Origin of the sequence: Pseudomonas sp. PA-5-4B (assembly GCF_021606215.1) — a bacterium.
Lineage (GTDB): Bacteria > Pseudomonadota > Gammaproteobacteria > Pseudomonadales > Pseudomonadaceae > Aquipseudomonas > Aquipseudomonas edaphica.
On sequence record NZ_WKDB01000001.1, the window covers coordinates 237469 to 255848 of the forward strand.

Below are 18380 nucleotides of genomic sequence, written 5' to 3' on the forward strand. Positions count from 1 at the left end.
AGCCGATGAAGCGTTTTTATGTGATCCTGGTGTTGGCGGTTGCGATCGCTCTGGCACTGGGCGTGGGTATTTCGAAACACACCGGCTACGTGCTGATTACCTATCCCCATCTGCTGCATTACGAATCGAGCCTGTGGGCCACGCTGGTGGCGGTGTTTGCCGTCTTTCTGGTGATCTACCTGCTGCGTGTGCTGCTCAGCTTGCTCACCACCTCCGGTGGCGTAGTCAACCCATGGTCGCGGCGTAACCGCAGCCGTCGTGTGCAGATAGCCATCGAGCAAGGCCAGATGGACCTCGCCGAGGGCCGCTGGGCCAGCGCCGAACGTCACCTGCATCGCGCTGCTGAAGCCGAGCGTCAGCCGTTGTTGTACTACCTCGGCGCCGCACGTGCTGCCAACGAACTGGGCCGGTATGCGGAGTCCGACGGTTTGCTGGAGCGTGCCTTGGAACGCCAGCCACAGGCGGAACTGGCTGTGGCCCTGAGCCATGCGCAACTGCAGATGGACCGTGGCGACACTGAAGGTGCGCTGGTGACGTTGCAAGCGATGTACGAGCGTCACCCACATAACGCGCAGGTCTTGCGCCAATTGCAGCGTCTGCATCAGCAGCGGGGCGATTGGCCGTCGGTGATTCGCTTGTTGCCCGAACTGCGAAAGGACAAGGTACTTCCCGCTCCCGAGCTGGCTGAGCTTGAGCGCCGTGCCTGGGGTGAAAACCTTGGGCTGGCGGTCGAGCGTGAACAGCAGGGCGAAGCCGGGTTGCAGTCTTTGGAGAGAGCGTGGGAGCAACTGACCTCCGCCCAGCGCCAGGAACCGCAACTGGTGTTGGCTTACGCTGAGCAACTGCGTCGGCTGGGTGCTGACGCCAAGGCCGAAGAAGTGCTGCGTGGCGCAATCAAGCGCGGCTATGACAGCCATCTGATCCGGCTTTACGGTTTGTTGCGTGGCAGTGACCCGGGCCGTCAGCTGAAATTTGCCGAAGGCTGGCTCAAAGACCATCCGGGGGATGCCAGCCTGTTGTTGACACTGGGTCGCCTGTGTCTGCAAAACAGTCTGTGGGGCAAAGCACGCGACTATCTGGAAAGCAGCCTGCAAGTGCAGCGTAATCCCGAAGCCTGTGCTGAGCTGGCGCGCTTGCTGGCCCAACTGGGCGACACCGAGCGCAGCAACCAGTTGTTCCAGGAAGGTCTGGGGCTTCTGGACAGCCGCTTGCTGGCATCACCGCTGCCGGTGCCTGCGCGAGTGTAGGAATGAAGGTCAAGGTTGGCCGGACCTTTCTGAGGGCCAACCTTTCTTTATCGCGTAAAACCCGGGCGCTAAAGCTCTACGTAGCAAATTCCTACCGCCAACTGCTTGAAGTCATCCAGGTTCTGACGGCATATCCCCAGGCTGTTGCGGAATTGTCTGCTCTGGCGCGTATTGAAAGGAGTCAGGCCTTTACTCTACCGTAAGGGTCTATCTCCTGCGGTACGGATGACAATGTCTTTGGCCCCTTCACGCTCTCTGTTTCTCCTGGCGTTCTTGGCTGGTGCGCTGACGTTGGGTGCGTCTTTTTATCTTGAGTTCGGCGCGCTCTTGCGTCCTTGCTTCCTGTGTCAGGTGCAGCGCATCTTTTTGGCCGCATTCACTCTGATTAACCTGGCTGCGGCGATTCATAACCCAAAACGTTCAGGGGTCTACCTATACGGGTTGGCCAGCATGGGCTGCGCAATGCTCGGGGCCATCACTGCGGTACGCCAGGTGCTGCTACAAAATGCCGCGCCGGAGCAGGCCAGTGATTGCTGGCCCAGTCTTCACTACATGATTGAAAACCTGTCGTTATGGCAAGCACTGCAACTGACTGTAAAAGGCACCGTGGACTGCGTAGAGCTCAACTGGACACTGTTTGACCTGAGCCTGCCCGAATGGAGCCTGTTGTTCTTTTTGGCGATGCTGGTGCTCGGCATCATGCAGTTTTCACGATTGTTGCCGGGCCGTCGCTTGCACCCTGCGAGGTATTGAAAATTCGCCGTAATGTGTAGGACGGGATTAAACACTTGTATGAACTTTCTCTCCTGCGTACCTTGAAGCCATAGTCATGCGGGCATAATCTGGCCCGCACGCGTTATAGAAACCGTTTGTGACATGCGGCCTTGTCCGGCTCCCGCCTCAATGTTTGAGGTGTTGCGCGGGCACAGGCGGCAGCGCCCCTATAGGGAAGAGAGATCACCATGCTGGAAAGTTGTCAGAATGCTCAGGAACGCTGGGGTGGAGTGCACAAGCTGATCGACAGCTGGTTGAAGGCACGTCACGAACTGGTTCGAGCCTTTGATGCTCTTGGCGCCAAGCCCGAGGCACTGGCTGAGAATCGCAAACCGTTGCAAGAGTTCTGCGGCGTGCTGATGGATTACGTATCTACGGGCCACTTTGGTGTCTACGATCAACTGACCAAGGAGGCTAAAGCCTTTGGCGATGATCGAGGGTTGGAGCTGGCTGATACTATCTATCCGCGCTTGGAGGCTATCACTGAGAAGCTCGTTGCCTTTAACGACCTGTGTGATGCGGGCAAGTGTGTCATTGAGAAATTCAAAGAGCTGGGTGGGTTGCTGCATGAGCGCTTCGAGTTGGAAGACTGCCTGATCGAAGTGCTGCACAACGCTCACAAAGAAGAGTCGGCCGCCCAGGCTTGACCCTCAGAGTGAGATAAAAAAACGGTGCGCATGGCGCACCGTTTTTTATTGGGTCAGTGGCGAGTGCCGAGCAATTCGATCTCGAACACCAGTGGCGTATACGGCGGGATCAACTCACCCGCACCGTCGGCGCCATAGGCCTGGGCGGAGGGGATTACCAAGCGCCATTTCGCGCCTACCGGCATCTGCTGCAGCGCGCTGCTCCAACCACTGATCACACTGTCCAGGCGAAACCATTGGGGCTGCGTGCTCTTGTCGAAGACTGTCCCATCGGGCAGCCGTCCTACGTAATTTACGTGCACCTCATCACTGGCCAGCGGTTTGCTGCCGTTGCCGGGTGCCAGCTCGGTTAGCAGGATGCCATCTGCCAGTTCACGCACGCCGCTGACGGATTTTTCCTTGGCTAAAAACTGCTGTTCGGCAGCGAGGGCTTTTTCGCTTTGTGGAACCTCGGCGTCGGCAGCGTTTTGTGCTTCGTGTTGCGCAAGGATCTGTTCGATGCGTGCATCGTCCAGCGCCAATGGCTTGCCCTGATAGGCTTGCTTGAGGCCATCGAGCAGGGCTTGGATCTGCAGGTCGGGAACCTGCTGGCGCAAGCGCTCGCCGAGGCTTGCGCCCAAACTGTAGGCAAGGTCGTGTGGGTCTGGGGCGGTGGTTTTGGACGGCGATTGCTCGCCTGCATTGGCCACGCCAATCGCCAAGCCAAGCACTAAAAAAAGATAACGCGACATGCTGTTTCTCCCGCCGAAAGTGCGACGGATTATGCCAGTGTGAGTGGGCAAAAAGTGCCGCAGTTTTTTGTTATATCGATAAGAATTTACTCACGGTGCAACGCAAGGCAAACGATACTGTCAACATGCCCTAGCGGCGGTAAGAGCAGAGGGCTAGTATGAGCCGCACCCACGTCAGCCAGGAGGTAAACCATGTCGGCCAAACAGAAGCCTGTTAATACCCCGTTGCATTTACTCCAACAACTTTCGGGCAGCTTGCTCGAACATCTGGAAAGCGCATGTTCCCAAGCGTTGGCCGATGCAGAAAAACTGCTCGCCAAACTGGAAAAACAACGCGGTAAAGCGCAAGAAAAGCTGCACAAATCCCGCACCAAACTGCAAGACGCCGCGACTGCCGGCAAAGCCAAGGCACAAGCCAAAGCCAAAGACGCGGTCAAAGAACTTGAGGACCTGCTGGACGCTCTCAAGGATCGCCAAGCTGAAACCCGCACTTACATTTCCCAACTCAAAAAAGATGCTCAGGAAAGCCTGAAACTGGCCCAGGGCGTTGGTCGAGTGAAAGAAGCTGTGGCTAAAGTATTGGGCGCCCGCACACCGGCAAAAGCTGCCGCGTCGAAAGCTCCAGCCAAGGTTGCGGCCAAGCCAGCTGCAAAAACTGCTGCTGCAAAACCAGCGGCCAAGCCAGCTGCTAAAACCGCTGCTGCAAAACCAGCGGCCAAGCCAGTTGCTAAAACCGCTGCTGCAAAACCAGCGGCCAAGCCAGCTGCTAAAACCGCTGCTGCAAAACCAGCGGCCAAGCCAGCTGCTAAAACTGCTGCTGCAAAACCAGCGGCCAAGCCAGTTGCTAAAACCGCTGCTGCAAAACCAGCGGCCAAGCCAGTTGCTAAAACCGCTGCTGCAAAGCCAGCGGCCAAGCCAGCAGCTAAAACCGCTGCTGCAAAGCCAGCGGCCAAGCCAGCAGCTAAAACCGCTGCTGCAAAACCAGCGGCCAAGCCAGCTGCTAAAACTGCTGCTGCGAAACCAGCCGCCAAGCCAGTGGCTAAACCCGCTGCTGCAAAACCAGCCGCTAAGCCAGCTGCCAAACCTGCTGCCGCGAAACCGGCCGTTAAGCCAGCTGCCAAACCTGCTGCCGCTAAGCCAGCTGCAAAGCCAGCCGTTGCCAAGCCTGCTCCGGCCAAGCCAGCAACTCCGGCAGCCGCGCCTGCTACCCCGGCAGCGTCCAGCACTCCAACCGCATCGGCCAGCAGCACCCCTGCACCGGTAGCGCCAAGCACCACCCCAACCAGCGCTTCCTAAGTGCGGGTGGCCACGACGCGCAGCTGCTGCAGCGCGTCGTGGTCAAGGTTGGCGGCTTCGGTCGCCAAGCCTTCCAGCCATTTCGGTTGACTCACTTCCCCAGTCGGCCATGCCTGCGCCAACGCTTCCAGGCGCGCTAACAATTCCCGTTCGGCCTCCAGCTCCAGAGCTTTGACTCGCTCGCGTAATGCCGCCAGAGGCATATCCTGTTGCGCCAGGGATCGCCATTGCATGCGCATCTGTCGTAACGGTTTGACCACCGTTTTTTGCCAAGGGCGTGCTAGCTGCTGCAGTGCCTGAATACGCGCAGGCTCAAGTGCAACGCCACGCTGCTCCAGCCAGGCGCCACACAGCAACAGGCACACATCCGCGCCGTGTTCCTGCAAGCGCAGGCAGGCGGCTTCGCACCCTGGGCGGGCGTAAATCGATAGGGCAAAGCTCCACAGGTCAGCGCACATATTCACACCCAAGCCAGCGGCCAACGAAGCTGGTAGACTCCGCCGCCATTATGATCCGACTTCAAAGCCTAACATTACAGCGTGGCCCGCAACGTCTTCTTGAAGACGCCGAGCTGACCCTGCACGCCGGTCACAAAGCCGGCTTGATCGGTGCCAACGGCGCCGGCAAATCCACGTTGTTCGCCCTGTTGCTGGGTGAGCTGACCCCGGATTCCGGGGACTGCTTGCTGCCGGCCGACTGGCGCATCGCCCATATGCGCCAGGAGATCGACACCCTCGACCGCATTGCGATCGACTACGTGCTCGATGGCGACCTGCGCCTGCGCCAGGTGCAACACGACCTGGCCGAGGCCGAGAAAGCCCAGGACGGCGCCGCTCAGGCCCGCCTGCACTCGGAGCTGGACAGTGCCGACGGTTACACCGCCGATGCCCGTGCCCGCAAGATGCTGGCCGGTCTTGGGTTTACCAACGAACAGATGGATCGCCCGGTCGCCGACTTCTCGGGTGGCTGGCGCATGCGCCTGAACCTGGCCCAGGCGCTGATGTGCCCCTCGGACTTGTTGCTGCTCGACGAACCGACCAACCACTTGGACCTCGATGCGATCCTGTGGCTGGAAGACTTCCTCAAGAACTATCAGGGCACGTTGTTGCTGATTTCCCACGACCGGGACTTCCTCGACGCCGTGGTCGACAACATTGCCCACGTCGAACAGAAGAAAATCACGCTGTACCGAGGCGGCTACACCGCGTTCGAACGCGCGCGCGCCGAGCGTCTGGCCCAGCAGCAACAGGCCTTCGAAAAGCAGCAGGCGCAACGTGCGCACATGGAAAGCTACATCGCCCGGTTCAAGGCCCAGGCCACCAAGGCCCGCCAGGCCCAGAGCCGGATCAAGGCGCTGGAGCGCATGGAAGAGCTGTCGGCGGCCCATGTCGATTCGCCGTTCGACTTTGTATTCCGTGAGTCGGTGAAAATCTCCAGCCCCTTGCTGGATCTTTCGGATGCACGCCTGGGTTATGGCGACAAAACCATCCTGGAGAAGGTCAAGCTGCAGCTCACACCGGGTGCGCGTATCGGCTTGCTCGGCCCTAACGGCGCGGGCAAATCGACGCTGATCAAGAACCTGTCCGGCGAGCTTGAGCCTTTGGCCGGCCGCCTGACCCGTGGCGAGAACACGGTGGTGGGTTACTTCGCCCAGCATCAGCTGGATTCCCTGGATTCCAAGGCGAGCCCGTTACTGCACTTGCAGCGTCTGGCGCCGACCGAGCGCGAGCAAACGTTGCGCGACTTCCTCGGCGGCTTCGACTTCCGTGGCGCACGCATCGATGAGCCGGTGCTGAATTTCTCGGGTGGCGAAAAAGCCCGTCTGGCCCTGGCGTTGATTGCCTGGGACAGGCCGAACCTGCTGCTGCTCGACGAACCGACCAACCACCTGGACCTGGAAATGCGCCTGGCGCTGACCATGGCCCTGCAGGAATTCAGTGGCGCGGTGCTGGTGGTGTCTCACGATCGCCACTTGCTCAAGAGCACTACCGACAACTTCCTGCTGGTGGCTGACGGCAAGGTCGAAGAGTTCGACGGCGACCTGGACGACTATGCGCGCTGGCTGACCGATTACCGCCTGCGCAACGCGCCGGTGAGTAATACGCCGGTGAACCCTGACAAGACCGACAAGAAGGCCCAGCGCCAGGCCGCCGCTGCCCTGCGCCAGCAGTTGGCGCCGCACAAGCGCGAAGCTGACAAGCTGGAAGCCGAACTGGGCAAGGTGCATGAGCGCCTGGCCAAAATCGAAACCAGCCTGGGCGACAGCGCCGTCTACGAGGCGGCGCGCAAGGACGAGCTGCGCGACCTGCTGGCCGAACAGGCCAAGCTCAAGGTGCGCGAAGGGCAGTTGGAGGAAACCTGGATGGAAGCCCTCGAAGTGCTCGAAACCTTGCAAGCGGAGCTGGAGGCGCTGTCCTGATGGAAGCGTTGCAGTTGCCGCTGCCGGCACAATGGATCGCGCCGATCTGGGTCGGCGTGCAGATACTGCTGATCCTGCTGGCGGGTTATTTCGCCCAGCGCTTCGTGGCCAAGGGCTTGAATCGACTGGGTGAACGCTACCCGTTGCCACCGCAGTTGCTGATGCCACTGCGTGGTGGACTGCGCTGGCTGATCATGGGCAGTGCGCTGATTTTTGTGCTGGAGCGCCTGGGCGTTTCCGCCACCGTGTTGTGGACGGCGTTGTCGGGGTTTGTCGCAGTCGCGGCCGTGGCGTTTTTTGCCATGTGGTCGGTACTGTCCAACCTGCTGTGTGCGATTTTAATCTTCACTGTCGGGCCGTTTCGCCTCGGTGATATCGTCGAGCTGGTGGATACCGTCGACAAGCCGGGTGTAAAAGGCCGGGTGGTGGCGATTAACTTGCTCTACACCACATTGATCGAAGTGGAGGAGGCTGGCACTGACAGTGCGATGGTACAGGTGCCAAATAGTCTGTTCTTCCAGCGCTCGGTGCGACGTTGGCCAGGTACCCATACGTTTCCGGGTGACCGTTGACACTCAATGCGGGTAAAAATCTGTAGCCAGCCTTCACTCGGCGGAGTTAGCTTTAGGCACAACCGCTAATTCTTCTCCGAGGTGTGTAATGGCACTCGACACATGGCTTGCCTTTTTCCTGGCCAGTTGGATCATCTCTCTTTCCCCCGGCGCTGGTGCCATCGCTTCGATGTCCAGCGGCCTGCAATACGGTTTCCTGCGCGGCTACTGGAACGCCATTGGCCTGCAACTGGGCCTGGCGATGCAGATCGCCGTGGTGGCGGGCGGCCTGGGTGCCATTCTTGCGGCCTCTTCGACCGCGTTTTATGCGATCAAATGGTTTGGTGTGGCGTACCTGGTGTACCTGGCCATCAAACAGTGGCGCGCCTTGCCGATGGACATGAGCGAGGATGCGACGATACGCCCGATCGGCAAGCCAATGGCGATGATGTTCCGTGGTTTCCTGGTCAACGCCAGTAACCCCAAGGCCCTGGTGTTCATGCTGGCGGTTCTGCCGCAGTTCGTGAACCCGCAGGCGCCGCTGCTGGTCCAGTACCTGATCCTGGGCGCAACCATGATCAGCGTCGATATGATCGTAATGGCGGGTTACACGGGGCTTGCGTCGAAAGTCTTGCGGCTGCTGCGCACACCCAAGCAGCAAAAACGCATGAACCGCACGTTTGCAGGCTTGTTTGTGGGAGCTGCGGGGTTTCTCGCCAGCTTGCATCGCGCAACGGCTTGATTGACGAAAACCGGCTAAAAATGTGGGAGCTGACTTGTCGAGTCGTCGCACCGCTGCGATAGCATCACCGAGGTGTAACTGACGCACCGCAGTGTCTGCATCGCAGGCAAGCCAGCTCCCACATTAGTTATGTGTTGGCTTTGAAACGCGTGCTCAGCGCAGAATCTTCGGCGCTTCGTCCCTTGGCAGGTTATTGCGCAATGCAGGCTTGCCCGGGTCTGCGTAGCCACCTCCCAGCTGTTCCGCCAGTTGGCGCGCCACATCCTCACCCAAGGCTTTCGACACTTCCCGCACCACACGCGGCCGGTTCAGGCTCACACGCACGTCACGGTTGTTCACCAGCTTGGTGTCCTGGCCTTCACCCATGGCGGTAAATGCCGAGGTGATCTCGAAGGTGCGGGTATTGATCAGGCTGAAATCGGCCACCAACGTCAGGCCCAGCACTGCTGAGTAGCTGTTGGTGTGGTCCAGGGCGTTGATGTCCTGGGTGAAGTCGATGTCTGACAGCGTACCGAACAGCACATAGTCCGCGCCCTTGAAGTTACCGGCCTTGATGCGTTTGATCACATCATAGACGTCACCCTTGGCGTCGGCGGTGTAGGGCGTGCCCTGCACCAGCTGAAACTGGTGTGACTTGAGTATCTCGCCCTTGATATCGCCGCTGAATTTACGCAATTCAGTCTGTTCGATATAGCTGGTGCGGCTCTCGTACTCGCTGTAGGCCGAGGCACCGCTGGCGTTGTACGCGCTGGCCTGGAAGTTGTTGCTGGCCGACACCGCGTGGATGTACTCCTCGACGCGCGCCTCATAGGCCAGGTCGGTGACCGCGATCTTCGGGGCGGCCGAGGCGCCAAAGGCGCACAGCAGGCTGATCATGCCGATCCATGCACGCATTGCTTAGCGCTCCGTGGTCTTGCGGATTTCTTTCTCGTCCATCCATTCGGCCAGGCCGCTTTCAACGTCGATCAGTTGCAGGCTGAACTTGTAGAACACGTCCTTGTAGTCCGAGCTGCGCTTGACGATGGAGCTGATGGAACCTTCCAGGCGGTACTTGGCGGCGACCATGTTGCCGGTCTTGCTCACCGTGGATTTCTTGTACAGGCCGCTCTGGTTTTGCAGCTTGAGCTGGTCGACCTGGCTTTGCATGTCGGTGTTATCGCTGGCGAAACGCGCGGTGCCGGTTTTCATCAGCTGGGTCTTGATCGACGTGGTGATCTCGCGGGTATCGATGTACTCGCTGGTCTTGTTCTTCACGTCATAGACCTGTACCACCGGGCGGCCTTGCAGGATGCCGGACTGGGCCAGGGAGCGGGTCATGCTCTCGGCAATCATCTGCAGGTCGGTGGAGCCGAACTCGTTGGTCACCAGCTCCACGGCCTTGGAGTCGCCGTAGCTGATGTTCTTGCCGCCGAGTACCGGCGAGGTGTTGGAGCAACCGCTGGCCAGAAGGGCAACGAGGGCGAGAATCGAGAAGCGTGCAAACATGGGGAAATCTCTCTGAATACGGTTAGCGCAGCGGCTCAAGGGGTTTTCACTTCGAGACGGAAGTCAGCGGCCTGGGGCAGGTTGGCGATCGCAGGCAGGAACGTTGCCTGGTTGGCGTACAGGTTCAGCACTTTCCAGGTTTCTTCATCACCCACCGGGAAACCATCGGCACCCAGCCAGGCGAAGCGGTAATACATCATCTGGTTGCTGCTGGTGATGTTGCTCAACTGCACCTTGGCGGTCAGGAAGCCATTTTCGCGGGCCACGCGGATGGCGCCGACGGCGATGCCCTTGAACTTGCCCATCACCACGATTTTGCTGGCGGCGCTGCCGGGTTCCGGTGGCGGCGCAGTGGCGCAGCCGGCGAGCAGGACCAGCGCCAGGGCGCCGAGGATGAAATGACGCATAGCGTGCTCCTTAAGGTTGTTTGAGGGCGATAGCCTGGGTGGAAGTGCTCGGCACCACATGGGCTGCAAGGCCACCGGCGAACACCTGGTTGCCGACCACGCGCAGGGTGATGACCTGATAGCGCTGGTCGGCCTTGACCGTCACCCGCGTGCCGCCCAGTGCGTTGGGCAAGCTGACTTGGTGCTCGCCGTGCTTGAGGCGCAGGCGTGTCACTTGGGTCATGTCCGGCAGGGTGCGCCAGGTGCGGGTGTCGGCGCCTTCGGTCACGGCCGAGGCGATGCCCAGCACCAGCCCCGCCATGGGGTTGGTCTTGTTCAGGTTGTTTTGTGTCACGCCACGGCTGACCGCACGCACAGTGGTGCGCAGGATGATCCCCGGCATGTCGTCACGCAGGGCGCGGCGGGACATGGCGGTGGTGCTGTTGAGCACGGTGAGGTTCTGCTGTTTTCCGTCGACGCCGATCTGGCCGAAGGCCTGGGTGGAAGTGTCGGCCTTGATCACCGGGAACGACAGCGGGGTGATCACCAAGTGGCCGTCAATCGGAATCGGCAGCGGCAGGCGGATCGAGTCACGCGCCGGTGCCAGGCCACTCTGCACCACGATGAGTACATCGGTCTCGTCGGCGCCGACCTTGGACTTGTCCAGGTCCAACAACGCCTGTTCCAGCAGCGGTGTGTTGGGGCGCAACTCGGCAGCCTTGCGATAGCCCGGTGCAGCCAGGTCTTTTTCACCCAGGGCTTCGTAGACAAAGCCTGCCAGGTAATGGCTGAACGCACTCTGGTAACTGTTCTTCAGGCCGACCACTTCCGGCGCGTCCAGCGCTTCCACCGGGTAGCCGCGCAGGTCTTTGATCTGGGTAGTGACGCCCTGGCGCTCGGCTTCGTTTTCGCGCTTTAAGTATTCCTTGTCTCGCAGGTCGGCGATTACGGCTTCGCGCTCGTGGGTCTTCTTGATCTCGGTGCGGGCGCCGTCGAAATCATTCAGGGCCAGCAGGTTCAGGGCCATCTGGGTGGTCAGCATGACTTTTTCGTAGTCATAACCTTCGTAGCGACGCACCTTGTCGTTGACCAGGAAGCTGCCGAACTGGGCGAGGTACTTTTCGCTGTCGAACTTGACCGATTCTTCCCACTTGAACACTTGCAGGTCGGCGCTGCGCCAGGCGGTCTGGCTGCCGGTGAGGTCGCCTTTGGCGCGCAACAACTCGCCCTTTTCAAAGAAGTAGAGCAGGTCCTTGTCTTCGCCGGTGTTGTTTTTTTCCAGCAGGGTCAGGGCGCCGTCGACGTTACCGGTGGCCAACTGCTGGTTGGTGGCTTGCAGCTCGGTGTCGTAGCTGCGAAACATTGAACAACCGGAGAGCAAGGTAACCGCCGCCAGTGTGAGCGGGGTTAAGGCGCGAAATGCCATGCAAACTTCTTCCCTGAGAGTGATCGGCTGATGTGCAAATTCCTCATAAAAACGAGGAAATAAATTCCCTTTTGCAATAACAGGGCGCGGCATTATAGGCGTCATTGCTGGCAAAACAATGGCTTTTTGCCGCTGCAAGTGGCGCTGAGATGCCATTGCTTGTCTCTTGATTGCACGGGGCTCACAGGCGCCAAATCACGAACGCCTTGAGTCAAACGCTTTAAAATTCAACAATGTGTTACTTCGTATTTCCCTTTGAGATTCATTCATGATTGCCCCCATCCGTTTTCTCGCCTGGTTGCTGCTGCCAGCCTTGATGTCATGCAGCTTCAACCTGCTGGCCGCGACTGCCGAGGGCGCCCCACAAGCCCTGCATTTGTTGGACTACATTGGCGCTGACTACCCTCCGACGGTGGAGGCGGGCAAGGTTATCGATGAATCCGAATATCGCGAACAAGTAGAGTTTCTCGGGGTGTTGCAGGGGCTGGTGGCCGAGCTGCCGCAAAGGCCGGAGCGCGCCGAGTTGGTCAAGGGCGTCGACGAATTGTTAGCGGCTGTATCCGCTCACCAGGACGGCGCGACCGTCGCCCGCCAAGCCCGTCAGCTGGGCGCCAAGTTGGCGGTGGCCTATGAAGTCAGCCAGGCACCGGCTATCACGCCAGACCCTGCGCGGGGTGCGCCGCTGTACGCCCAGCACTGCTCGGTGTGCCACGGTACTGCCGGTGCGGGTGATGGCCCGGCGTCCACGGGCATGACGCCGCCGCCAGCGAACCTGCGCGATGCGGTACGTCTGGACCGCCTGAGTCTCTACGCGATTTACAACACGTTGGGCCTGGGTGTTGAAGGCACCGACATGCCGTCCTTCGCCGACCAACTGGATGACCGTCAGCGCTGGGACCTGGCCACCTACATTGCAGGCTTCACCGCCGACCCGGCTGCCGCCAAAAGCGAACAGCCTTTCAACCTTGCCGACCTCGCTCGCCAAACCCCCAACGAGGTGCTGGCAGCCAGTGGCCCAGCCGCTGCCGCGACGTTCCGCGCCCAGCGTGCGCAGCCGCCACAGGTTAAGCGTGGCCCGGCGCAGTTGCTCGACTACACCGCGACCACGTTGGACAAGAGCCTCGCCGCGTTCCGCAACGGCGATCACGAACAGGCCTATGACCTTTCGGTCGCAGCGTACCTGGAAGGCTTTGAGCTGGTAGAAAGCTCCCTGGATAACGTCGACGCCAACGTGCGTAAAGACACCGAGAAAGCCTTGATGGCCTACCGGCAGTCGTTGCAGGACGGCCTGCCGGTCGAGCAGGTGCAACAGCGCCTGGACGTGGCCAAAGGCAAACTCACCGAATCCGCCGGATTGTTGGGCAGTGATGGCCTGAGCTGGTCGCTGAGCTACATCTCTGGTTTGCTGATTCTGCTGCGCGAAGGCCTTGAGGCGATCCTGGTACTGGCGGCGATCCTGGCGTTCCTGCGTAACACCGGCCAGCAATCGGCGGTGCGCAGTGTCAACGTCGGCTGGGGTTTGGCGCTGCTGGCTGGCTTGGCGACCTGGGCACTGGCGGCATATGTGATCGACGTGAGCGGCGCCCAGCGCGAATTGCTCGAAGGCTGCACGGCGTTGTTCGCCAGTGTGATGGTGTTGTGGCTGGGCGTATGGATGCATGACCGACGCCACGCGGCGGCCTGGCAGGATTACATCAAGAGCAGCCTGGTCGGCGGAGGGGGGCGTTTCGGTTTTGCGATGCTGGCGTTTTTCTCGGTCTATCGCGAGCTGTTCGAGGTGATCCTGTTCTACGAAACCCTGTGGCTGCAAGCGGGCCCTGCCGGGCACAACGCGGTACTGGCGGGCGGCGCCACGGCGCTGGTGCTACTGGTAGGGTTGGCGTGGGTGATCCTGCGCGGCTCGGCGAAACTGCCGCTGGCGTTGTTCTTCGGTATCAACGCGGCGCTGCTGTGCGCGCTGTCGGTGGTGTTCGCCGGGCACGGCGTCAAGGCCTTGCAGGAAGCGGGCATCTTCGGCACACGGCCGGTGGCGTTCTTTGATTTCGACTGGCTGGGCATTCACGCCGATGCGTACTCGTTGAGTGCGCAGGCTGTGGCGATCCTGGCGATTGTGGTGCTGTACGGCCGCAGTCGCCTGGCCGAGAAGCGTCGAGTGGTGGCATAAGCATGCGGGTGTGGATCGATGCAGACGCCTGCCCGCGAGCAGCCAAGGACCAAGTGGTGAAGTTCGCGCTCAAGCGCCAGTTCGAAGTGGTGCTGGTGGCGGGTCAGAGCCAGATCAAGCCGAGCTTTGCCTGTGTGAAGCTGATCGTGGTGCCCAGCGGCCCGGACGCGGCGGATGACTATCTGGTGGAGCACGCCGTGCCCGGTGAGTTGGTGATCTGCAGCGACGTGCCGTTGGCCGACCGCCTGGTGAAGAAGGGCGTCACAGCCCTCGACCCCCGCGGCAAGGAGTTCAGCCCGGCGAACATGAGTGAACGGCTGGCGGTGCGCAACCTGTTCACCGACCTGCGTGAGCAGGGCCAGATGGGCGGCGGCCCACCGCCCCATGGTGAAAAGGACAAGCAGGCGTTTGCCAATGCGCTGGACCGTATCCTCACCCGATTAATGCGCCAGGCCTGACCTTGCAGTGAATGGGTTTGTTGTAGCAGTTGGGCTTGTTGTGGCGAGCAGGCTTGCCCTGCGTTGGGCTGCGCAGCAGCCCCAGACCCCACAACCTCGCACAGCCTGACACACCGCGCTGCCTGAATTGGGGCGGCTTCGCCACCCAGCGCAGGGCAAGCCTGCTCGCCACCCCATTTATCGCGGGTTAATCATTCTCGTGGGTCAGTTCCAGCACGCGATCCACCAACTTGTTGATGCCTGACGCCACCTCGCTGATGCGCTTGCCGAGCATGTAGGCCGGCGTGGTCACCAGCTTGCGGGCCTTGTCCTCGACGATATCCTCGACAGCGCACTCCTGATGAGTGGCGCCCATCTTGTCCAGGGCCGCCGCCGTGTCGGGGCAGTTGCCGATGGTGCAGGTCACGCCGGGGCCGTAGATTTTTGCGGCCAGGGCTGGCGAGATGCAGATCAGTCCCACAGGCTTGCCGGCTTCGGCAAAGGCTTCGGCCAGCTCCAGCACTTGCGGGTTGACGCTGCAACCGGCGCCCTCCACGGCAAAGTTCGAGAGATTCTTCGCTGCGCCAAACCCGCCAGGCACGATCAGTGCGTCGAACTCGTCGGCGTTGGCTTCACGAATGTCTTTCACCTCACCTCGAGCGATGCGCGCCGACTCCACCAGCACATTGCGCGACTCGGGCATCTCTTCACCGGTAAGGTGGTTGATCACGTGCAGCTGCGCAATGTCTGGCGCAAAACATTGGACCTGAGCGCCGCGCTGATCCAGGCGCAGCAGCGTGATCACACTTTCATGAATCTCTGCGCCGTCGTACACGCCGCAGCCGGAAAGGATCACTGCAATCTTTTTGCTCATGGGCATCTCTCCTGTTTTTGTGGCGTTAAATGTCTACTAATTTGTCACCTGTTGCCAATGGGATCTCCTGCGGCTACACCTAATCTTGATGTAACAAAAATACATCGGACTAGCCCATGGACTTCGTGCCTTACGCGGTACCGTTTTTTATTGCCTTGATCGTGGTCGAGCTGCTGGCCGATCGCTGGCGCGGTGAACGCAATTATCGGGTGGCGGACGCTATCAACAGCCTCAGCACTGGTGTGCTGTCCACCACCACCGGGTTGTTGACCAAAGGTGTGGGCCTGCTGACCTACGCGTTTGCCCTCAAGCACCTGGCGCTGATTGAGCTGCCTGCCCAAAGCGTGTGGACCTGGGTGTTCGCCTTTGTGTTTTACGACTTCTGTTACTACTGGCTGCACCGCTGCGGCCATGAGCGCAACATCCTCTGGGCTGCGCACTCGGTGCATCACCAGAGCGAGGACTACAACCTCACCACCGCGTTGCGCCAGACCAGTACCGGCTTCCTGCTGAGCTGGATCTTCTACTTGCCCCTGGCCGTCGTGGGCGTGCCGCTGGTGGTGTTTATCAGCGTGGCCTCGCTCAATCTCCTGTATCAATTCTGGGTACACACCCGTCACGTGCCCAAGCTCGGCTGGTTCGAGTGGTTTTTCGTCACGCCGTCCAATCATCGTGCCCACCATGCGCAAAACGCTCTCTACATGGATCGCAACTACGGCGGGGTGTTCATTATTTGGGACCGCCTGTTCGGCAGCTTCCAGGAAGAAGACGATAACGAGCCGGTGATCTTCGGCGTGACCACGCCGTTGGCCAGTTGGAACCCGCTATGGGCCAACCTGCAGTTTTATGCACAGTTGTGGAGTGATGCGCGGCGCACTGAGAGCTGGTGGGACAAGCTGCGTATCTGGTTCATGCGCACCGGCTGGCGCCCGGCGGACGTGAAAGCCAAGTACCCGATGGCCAAGCCCGATTTGAGCCAGTTCCGCAAATTCGAGGTGCCGCTGGACGCGCGCCAGCAGGTTTATATCGCCCTGCAATTTGCAGCGTATGTAGGGTTTGGCAGTTACCTGATGAATTTCGGCGAGGGGCTGCCCACGGCGGCGCTGGTGCTGGGCTGGAGTGCGATGGCGCTGGGGCTGTTCACCTTGGGCGTGGCCCTGGAGAATCGGCCGTGGGCGCTGAAAGCCGAGCTGGTGCGCCTGGGACTGAATGTGCCGTTGGTGTGGCTGGCGCCGCTGGTCGGCTTGTGGCCGGCCAGCAGCCTGGGCTGGCTGGGCCTGGTGAGTTACAGCTTGCTCAGTGCGATCGGCCTCTACTGTTGCAGAAGCCGGCTTACTCGACTGGCGTCTTAGGCGGTTGCTCCGGCGCCTGCTCGGCAGCCAGCCGGGCCTTGGCCTCAGCACAGGCTTCGCGGGCGATACGCGCGTTCTTGAAGCGCCGGCGCAGCCACAGGCCAAAGCCCAGCAATAGCAACGCGCCCAGCACCCACAGCTCGTATTTCTTGACGCTGCCGAGCATGCCTTCCAGCACCGCGCCGAAGTGGTAGGCCGCCGCGCCCAATGCCGCGGCCCAGATGGCGGCGCCGATGCCGTTGAGGATCAAGTAGCGGGCCGGCGGGTAGCCCGACAGGCCAATCGCCACCGGCATCACGGTGCGCAACCCATAAACGAAGCGGAAGCTCAGCACCCAGATATCCGGGTGCTTGCGGATATGTTCCAGGGCCTTGTCACCCATCAATTGCCAACGCGGCTTGCGCGCCAGCAGCTTGCGCCCGTGTTTGCGCCCCAGGAAATACCACAGCTGGTCGCCGGCATAGCTGCCAAAAAAGGCAACGACCACCACCAGGTTGATATCCATGTAGCCACGGAACGCCAGGAAGCCTGCGAGAACCAAAATGGTTTCGCCTTCAAAGAAGGTGCCCAGGAAGAGCGCAAAGTAGCCGAAGTCATGCAGAAATTGTTGAAGCATGGTCTGGGGTGCTGGCGAAATGAACGCGCAGCCTACGCCTTCGTGAACATTCATGAAAGTATCGAGATGTGTCACGAAGTGAACAATTCCTACATAAACGACGAATGCGACTACAGGTCGCATCGATAAGCACAACTGTCATTCCTTCGTCATAATGGCCGCTTATAACTGCAACGCTCGCCCGTAAACGCGGGCTCAGGAGTCTGTCGTGAGCTTTACCCCTGCCAATCGCCTGTTCCCCGCCACCCGTCTGCGACGCAATCGCCGTGATGATTTTTCTCGCCGCCTTGTACGTGAAAATGTACTGACGCCGAATGACCTGATCCTGCCGGTGTTTGTGCTGGACGGCGAAAATCGTCGGGAGGCTGTGGCGTCGATGCCGGGCGTGGAGCGCTTGACCATTGATTTGCTGCTTGAAGAGGCAGCCGGTTGGGTTGAACTGGGGATTCCGGCATTGGCGCTGTTCCCGGTGACACCGGCCGAGCTCAAGTCCCTCGACGCCGCCGAAGCCTGGAACCCGGAAGGCATCGCCCAGCGCGCCACCCGGGCTTTGCGTGAGCGTTTCCCGGAACTGGGTGTAATCACCGACGTGGCGCTGGACCCGTTCACCACCCACGGCCAGGATGGCATTCTCGACGAAGACGGCTATGTTCAGAACGACATCACCGTTGATGCGCTGGTCAAGCAGGCCTTGTCCCATGCAGCAGCAGGCGCCCAGGTGGTGGCACCGTCGGACATGATGGACGGCCGCATCCAGGCGATCCGCGAAGCCCTGGAACTGGCCGGCCACGTCAATGTGCGCATCATGGCCTACTCGGCCAAGTACGCCAGCGCCTATTACGGCCCGTTCCGCGATGCGGTGGGTTCGGCGTTGAACCTGGGCAAGGCCAACAAGGCCTCGTACCAGATGGACCCGGCCAACAGCCATGAAGCGCTGCACGAAGTGGCGGCCGACCTGGCCGAAGGCGCCGACATGGTGATGGTCAAGCCCGGGATGCCGTATCTGGACATCCTTTATCGGGTCAAAGAGGAATTCAAGGTGCCGACCTTTGTCTATCAGGTCAGCGGTGAATACGCCATGCACATGGCCGCGATCCAGAATGGTTGGTTGAGTGAAGGGGTGATCCTCGAATCCCTGACTGCCTTTAAACGTGCGGGTGCTGATGGCATTCTGACCTACTTCGCCGCCCGCGCTGCCCAATTGCTTAGAGAGCAACAATAGCCCTCACAGGA

Annotated in this window: 19 protein-coding genes; 11 read left to right on the forward strand and 8 right to left on the reverse strand. The window is 60.4% G+C overall.

Annotated elements, in window-relative coordinates; all coding sequences use genetic code 11:
- The first annotated feature begins 5 nt into the window (after positions 1-5).
- The 3 genes from GIW28_RS01070 (at position 6) to GIW28_RS01080 (ending at position 2668) form a co-directional block, all read left to right on the forward strand.
- Entirely contained in the window at positions 6-1247 is a 1242-nt protein-coding gene (locus GIW28_RS01070) for a heme biosynthesis protein HemY (RefSeq protein WP_017135005.1), read from the forward strand.
- Positions 1248-1478: 231 nt separating this feature from the next.
- The gene (locus GIW28_RS01075) at positions 1479-2000 is read left to right on the forward strand and encodes a disulfide bond formation protein B (RefSeq protein ID WP_017135006.1); all 522 of its coding nucleotides are present in this window, start codon (positions 1479-1481) and stop codon (positions 1998-2000) included.
- A gap of 209 nt (positions 2001-2209) precedes the next feature.
- On the forward strand, positions 2210-2668 hold the full coding sequence (locus GIW28_RS01080; RefSeq protein WP_017135007.1) for an Rsd/AlgQ family anti-sigma factor: 459 nt from the start codon (positions 2210-2212) through the stop codon (positions 2666-2668).
- Positions 2669-2721: 53 nt separating this feature from the next.
- On the opposite strand, the gene GIW28_RS01085 is transcribed toward GIW28_RS01080, so the two are convergent.
- Positions 2722-3399 carry an FKBP-type peptidyl-prolyl cis-trans isomerase gene (locus tag GIW28_RS01085; RefSeq protein ID WP_017135008.1) on the reverse strand — a complete coding sequence of 226 codons (678 nt, stop codon included), beginning with the start codon at positions 3397-3399 and terminating at the stop codon, positions 2722-2724.
- A gap of 192 nt (positions 3400-3591) precedes the next feature.
- Between GIW28_RS01085 and GIW28_RS01090 the strand changes: the two genes are divergently transcribed.
- Positions 3592-4695, forward strand: coding sequence for an AlgP family protein (locus GIW28_RS01090; RefSeq protein WP_236490374.1), 1104 nt, complete (start codon positions 3592-3594; stop codon positions 4693-4695).
- On the opposite strand, the gene GIW28_RS01095 is transcribed toward GIW28_RS01090, so the two are convergent.
- Positions 4692-5153 carry a TIGR02444 family protein gene (locus GIW28_RS01095; protein ID WP_099550281.1) on the reverse strand — a complete coding sequence of 154 codons (462 nt, stop codon included), beginning with the start codon at positions 5151-5153 and terminating at the stop codon, positions 4692-4694. The genes GIW28_RS01090 and GIW28_RS01095 overlap by 4 nt on opposite strands.
- A gap of 50 nt (positions 5154-5203) precedes the next feature.
- Between GIW28_RS01095 and GIW28_RS01100 the strand changes: the two genes are divergently transcribed.
- The 3 genes from GIW28_RS01100 (at position 5204) to GIW28_RS01110 (ending at position 8407) form a co-directional block, all read left to right on the forward strand.
- Positions 5204-7114, forward strand: a complete 1911-nt coding sequence (locus GIW28_RS01100; RefSeq protein WP_056860786.1) for an ATP-binding cassette domain-containing protein — start codon at positions 5204-5206, stop codon at positions 7112-7114.
- Positions 7114-7686 carry a mechanosensitive ion channel family protein gene (locus tag GIW28_RS01105; protein ID WP_017135231.1) on the forward strand — a complete coding sequence of 191 codons (573 nt, stop codon included), beginning with the start codon at positions 7114-7116 and terminating at the stop codon, positions 7684-7686. Before GIW28_RS01100 ends, GIW28_RS01105 begins: the two co-directional genes overlap by 1 nt.
- An 88-nt stretch (positions 7687-7774) precedes the next feature.
- The gene (locus GIW28_RS01110; RefSeq protein ID WP_017135232.1) at positions 7775-8407 is read left to right on the forward strand and encodes a LysE family transporter; all 633 of its coding nucleotides are present in this window, start codon (positions 7775-7777) and stop codon (positions 8405-8407) included.
- Positions 8408-8560: 153 nt separating this feature from the next.
- Here the strand turns inward: GIW28_RS01110 and GIW28_RS01115 are convergent, their stop codons facing one another.
- From GIW28_RS01115 to GIW28_RS01130, 4 genes are read right to left on the reverse strand one after another with little or no spacing between them, the layout of a single operon-like run.
- The gene (locus GIW28_RS01115; protein WP_099550282.1) at positions 8561-9301 is read right to left on the reverse strand and encodes a penicillin-binding protein activator LpoB; all 741 of its coding nucleotides are present in this window, start codon (positions 9299-9301) and stop codon (positions 8561-8563) included.
- A gap of 3 nt (positions 9302-9304) precedes the next feature.
- Positions 9305-9892: a penicillin-binding protein activator LpoB gene (gene lpoB, locus GIW28_RS01120; protein WP_017135234.1), complete on the reverse strand. Its 588-nt coding sequence runs from the start codon at positions 9890-9892 to the stop codon at positions 9305-9307.
- Positions 9893-9927: 35 nt separating this feature from the next.
- Complete coding sequence (locus GIW28_RS01125) at positions 9928-10299, reverse strand: YcfL family protein (protein ID WP_017135235.1); 372 nt, start codon at positions 10297-10299, stop codon at positions 9928-9930.
- 10 nt (positions 10300-10309) lie between these two features.
- The gene (locus GIW28_RS01130; RefSeq protein WP_099550283.1) at positions 10310-11704 is read right to left on the reverse strand and encodes a COG3014 family protein; all 1395 of its coding nucleotides are present in this window, start codon (positions 11702-11704) and stop codon (positions 10310-10312) included.
- Between the two features lie 268 nt (positions 11705-11972).
- Here GIW28_RS01130 and GIW28_RS01135 point away from each other — a divergent pair, with 268 nt between their 5' ends.
- Positions 11973-13868, forward strand: coding sequence for an FTR1 family protein (locus GIW28_RS01135; protein WP_017135237.1), 1896 nt, complete (start codon positions 11973-11975; stop codon positions 13866-13868).
- 2 nt (positions 13869-13870) lie between these two features.
- Positions 13871-14326 (forward strand): YaiI/YqxD family protein, encoded by a 456-nt coding sequence (locus GIW28_RS01140; RefSeq protein ID WP_017135238.1) that lies wholly within the window; start codon positions 13871-13873, stop codon positions 14324-14326.
- Between the two features lie 187 nt (positions 14327-14513).
- On the opposite strand, the gene elbB is transcribed toward GIW28_RS01140, so the two are convergent.
- Positions 14514-15179 (reverse strand): isoprenoid biosynthesis glyoxalase ElbB, encoded by a 666-nt coding sequence (gene elbB, locus GIW28_RS01145; protein WP_017135239.1) that lies wholly within the window; start codon positions 15177-15179, stop codon positions 14514-14516.
- Between the two features lie 116 nt (positions 15180-15295).
- On the opposite strand from elbB, the gene GIW28_RS01150 reads away from it, so the two are divergent.
- Positions 15296-16531 (forward strand): sterol desaturase family protein, encoded by a 1236-nt coding sequence (locus GIW28_RS01150; protein WP_017135240.1) that lies wholly within the window; start codon positions 15296-15298, stop codon positions 16529-16531.
- Here GIW28_RS01150 and GIW28_RS01155 read toward each other — a convergent pair.
- Positions 16512-17147 carry a DedA family protein gene (locus tag GIW28_RS01155; protein ID WP_026013544.1) on the reverse strand — a complete coding sequence of 212 codons (636 nt, stop codon included), beginning with the start codon at positions 17145-17147 and terminating at the stop codon, positions 16512-16514. The genes GIW28_RS01150 and GIW28_RS01155 overlap by 20 nt on opposite strands.
- Before the next feature lie 208 nt (positions 17148-17355).
- Here GIW28_RS01155 and hemB point away from each other — a divergent pair, with 208 nt between their 5' ends.
- A complete protein-coding gene (hemB, locus tag GIW28_RS01160; RefSeq protein WP_099550285.1) occupies positions 17356-18369 on the forward strand; it encodes a porphobilinogen synthase in 1014 nt (337 codons plus the stop codon).
- Positions 18370-18380: the final 11 nt, after the last annotated feature.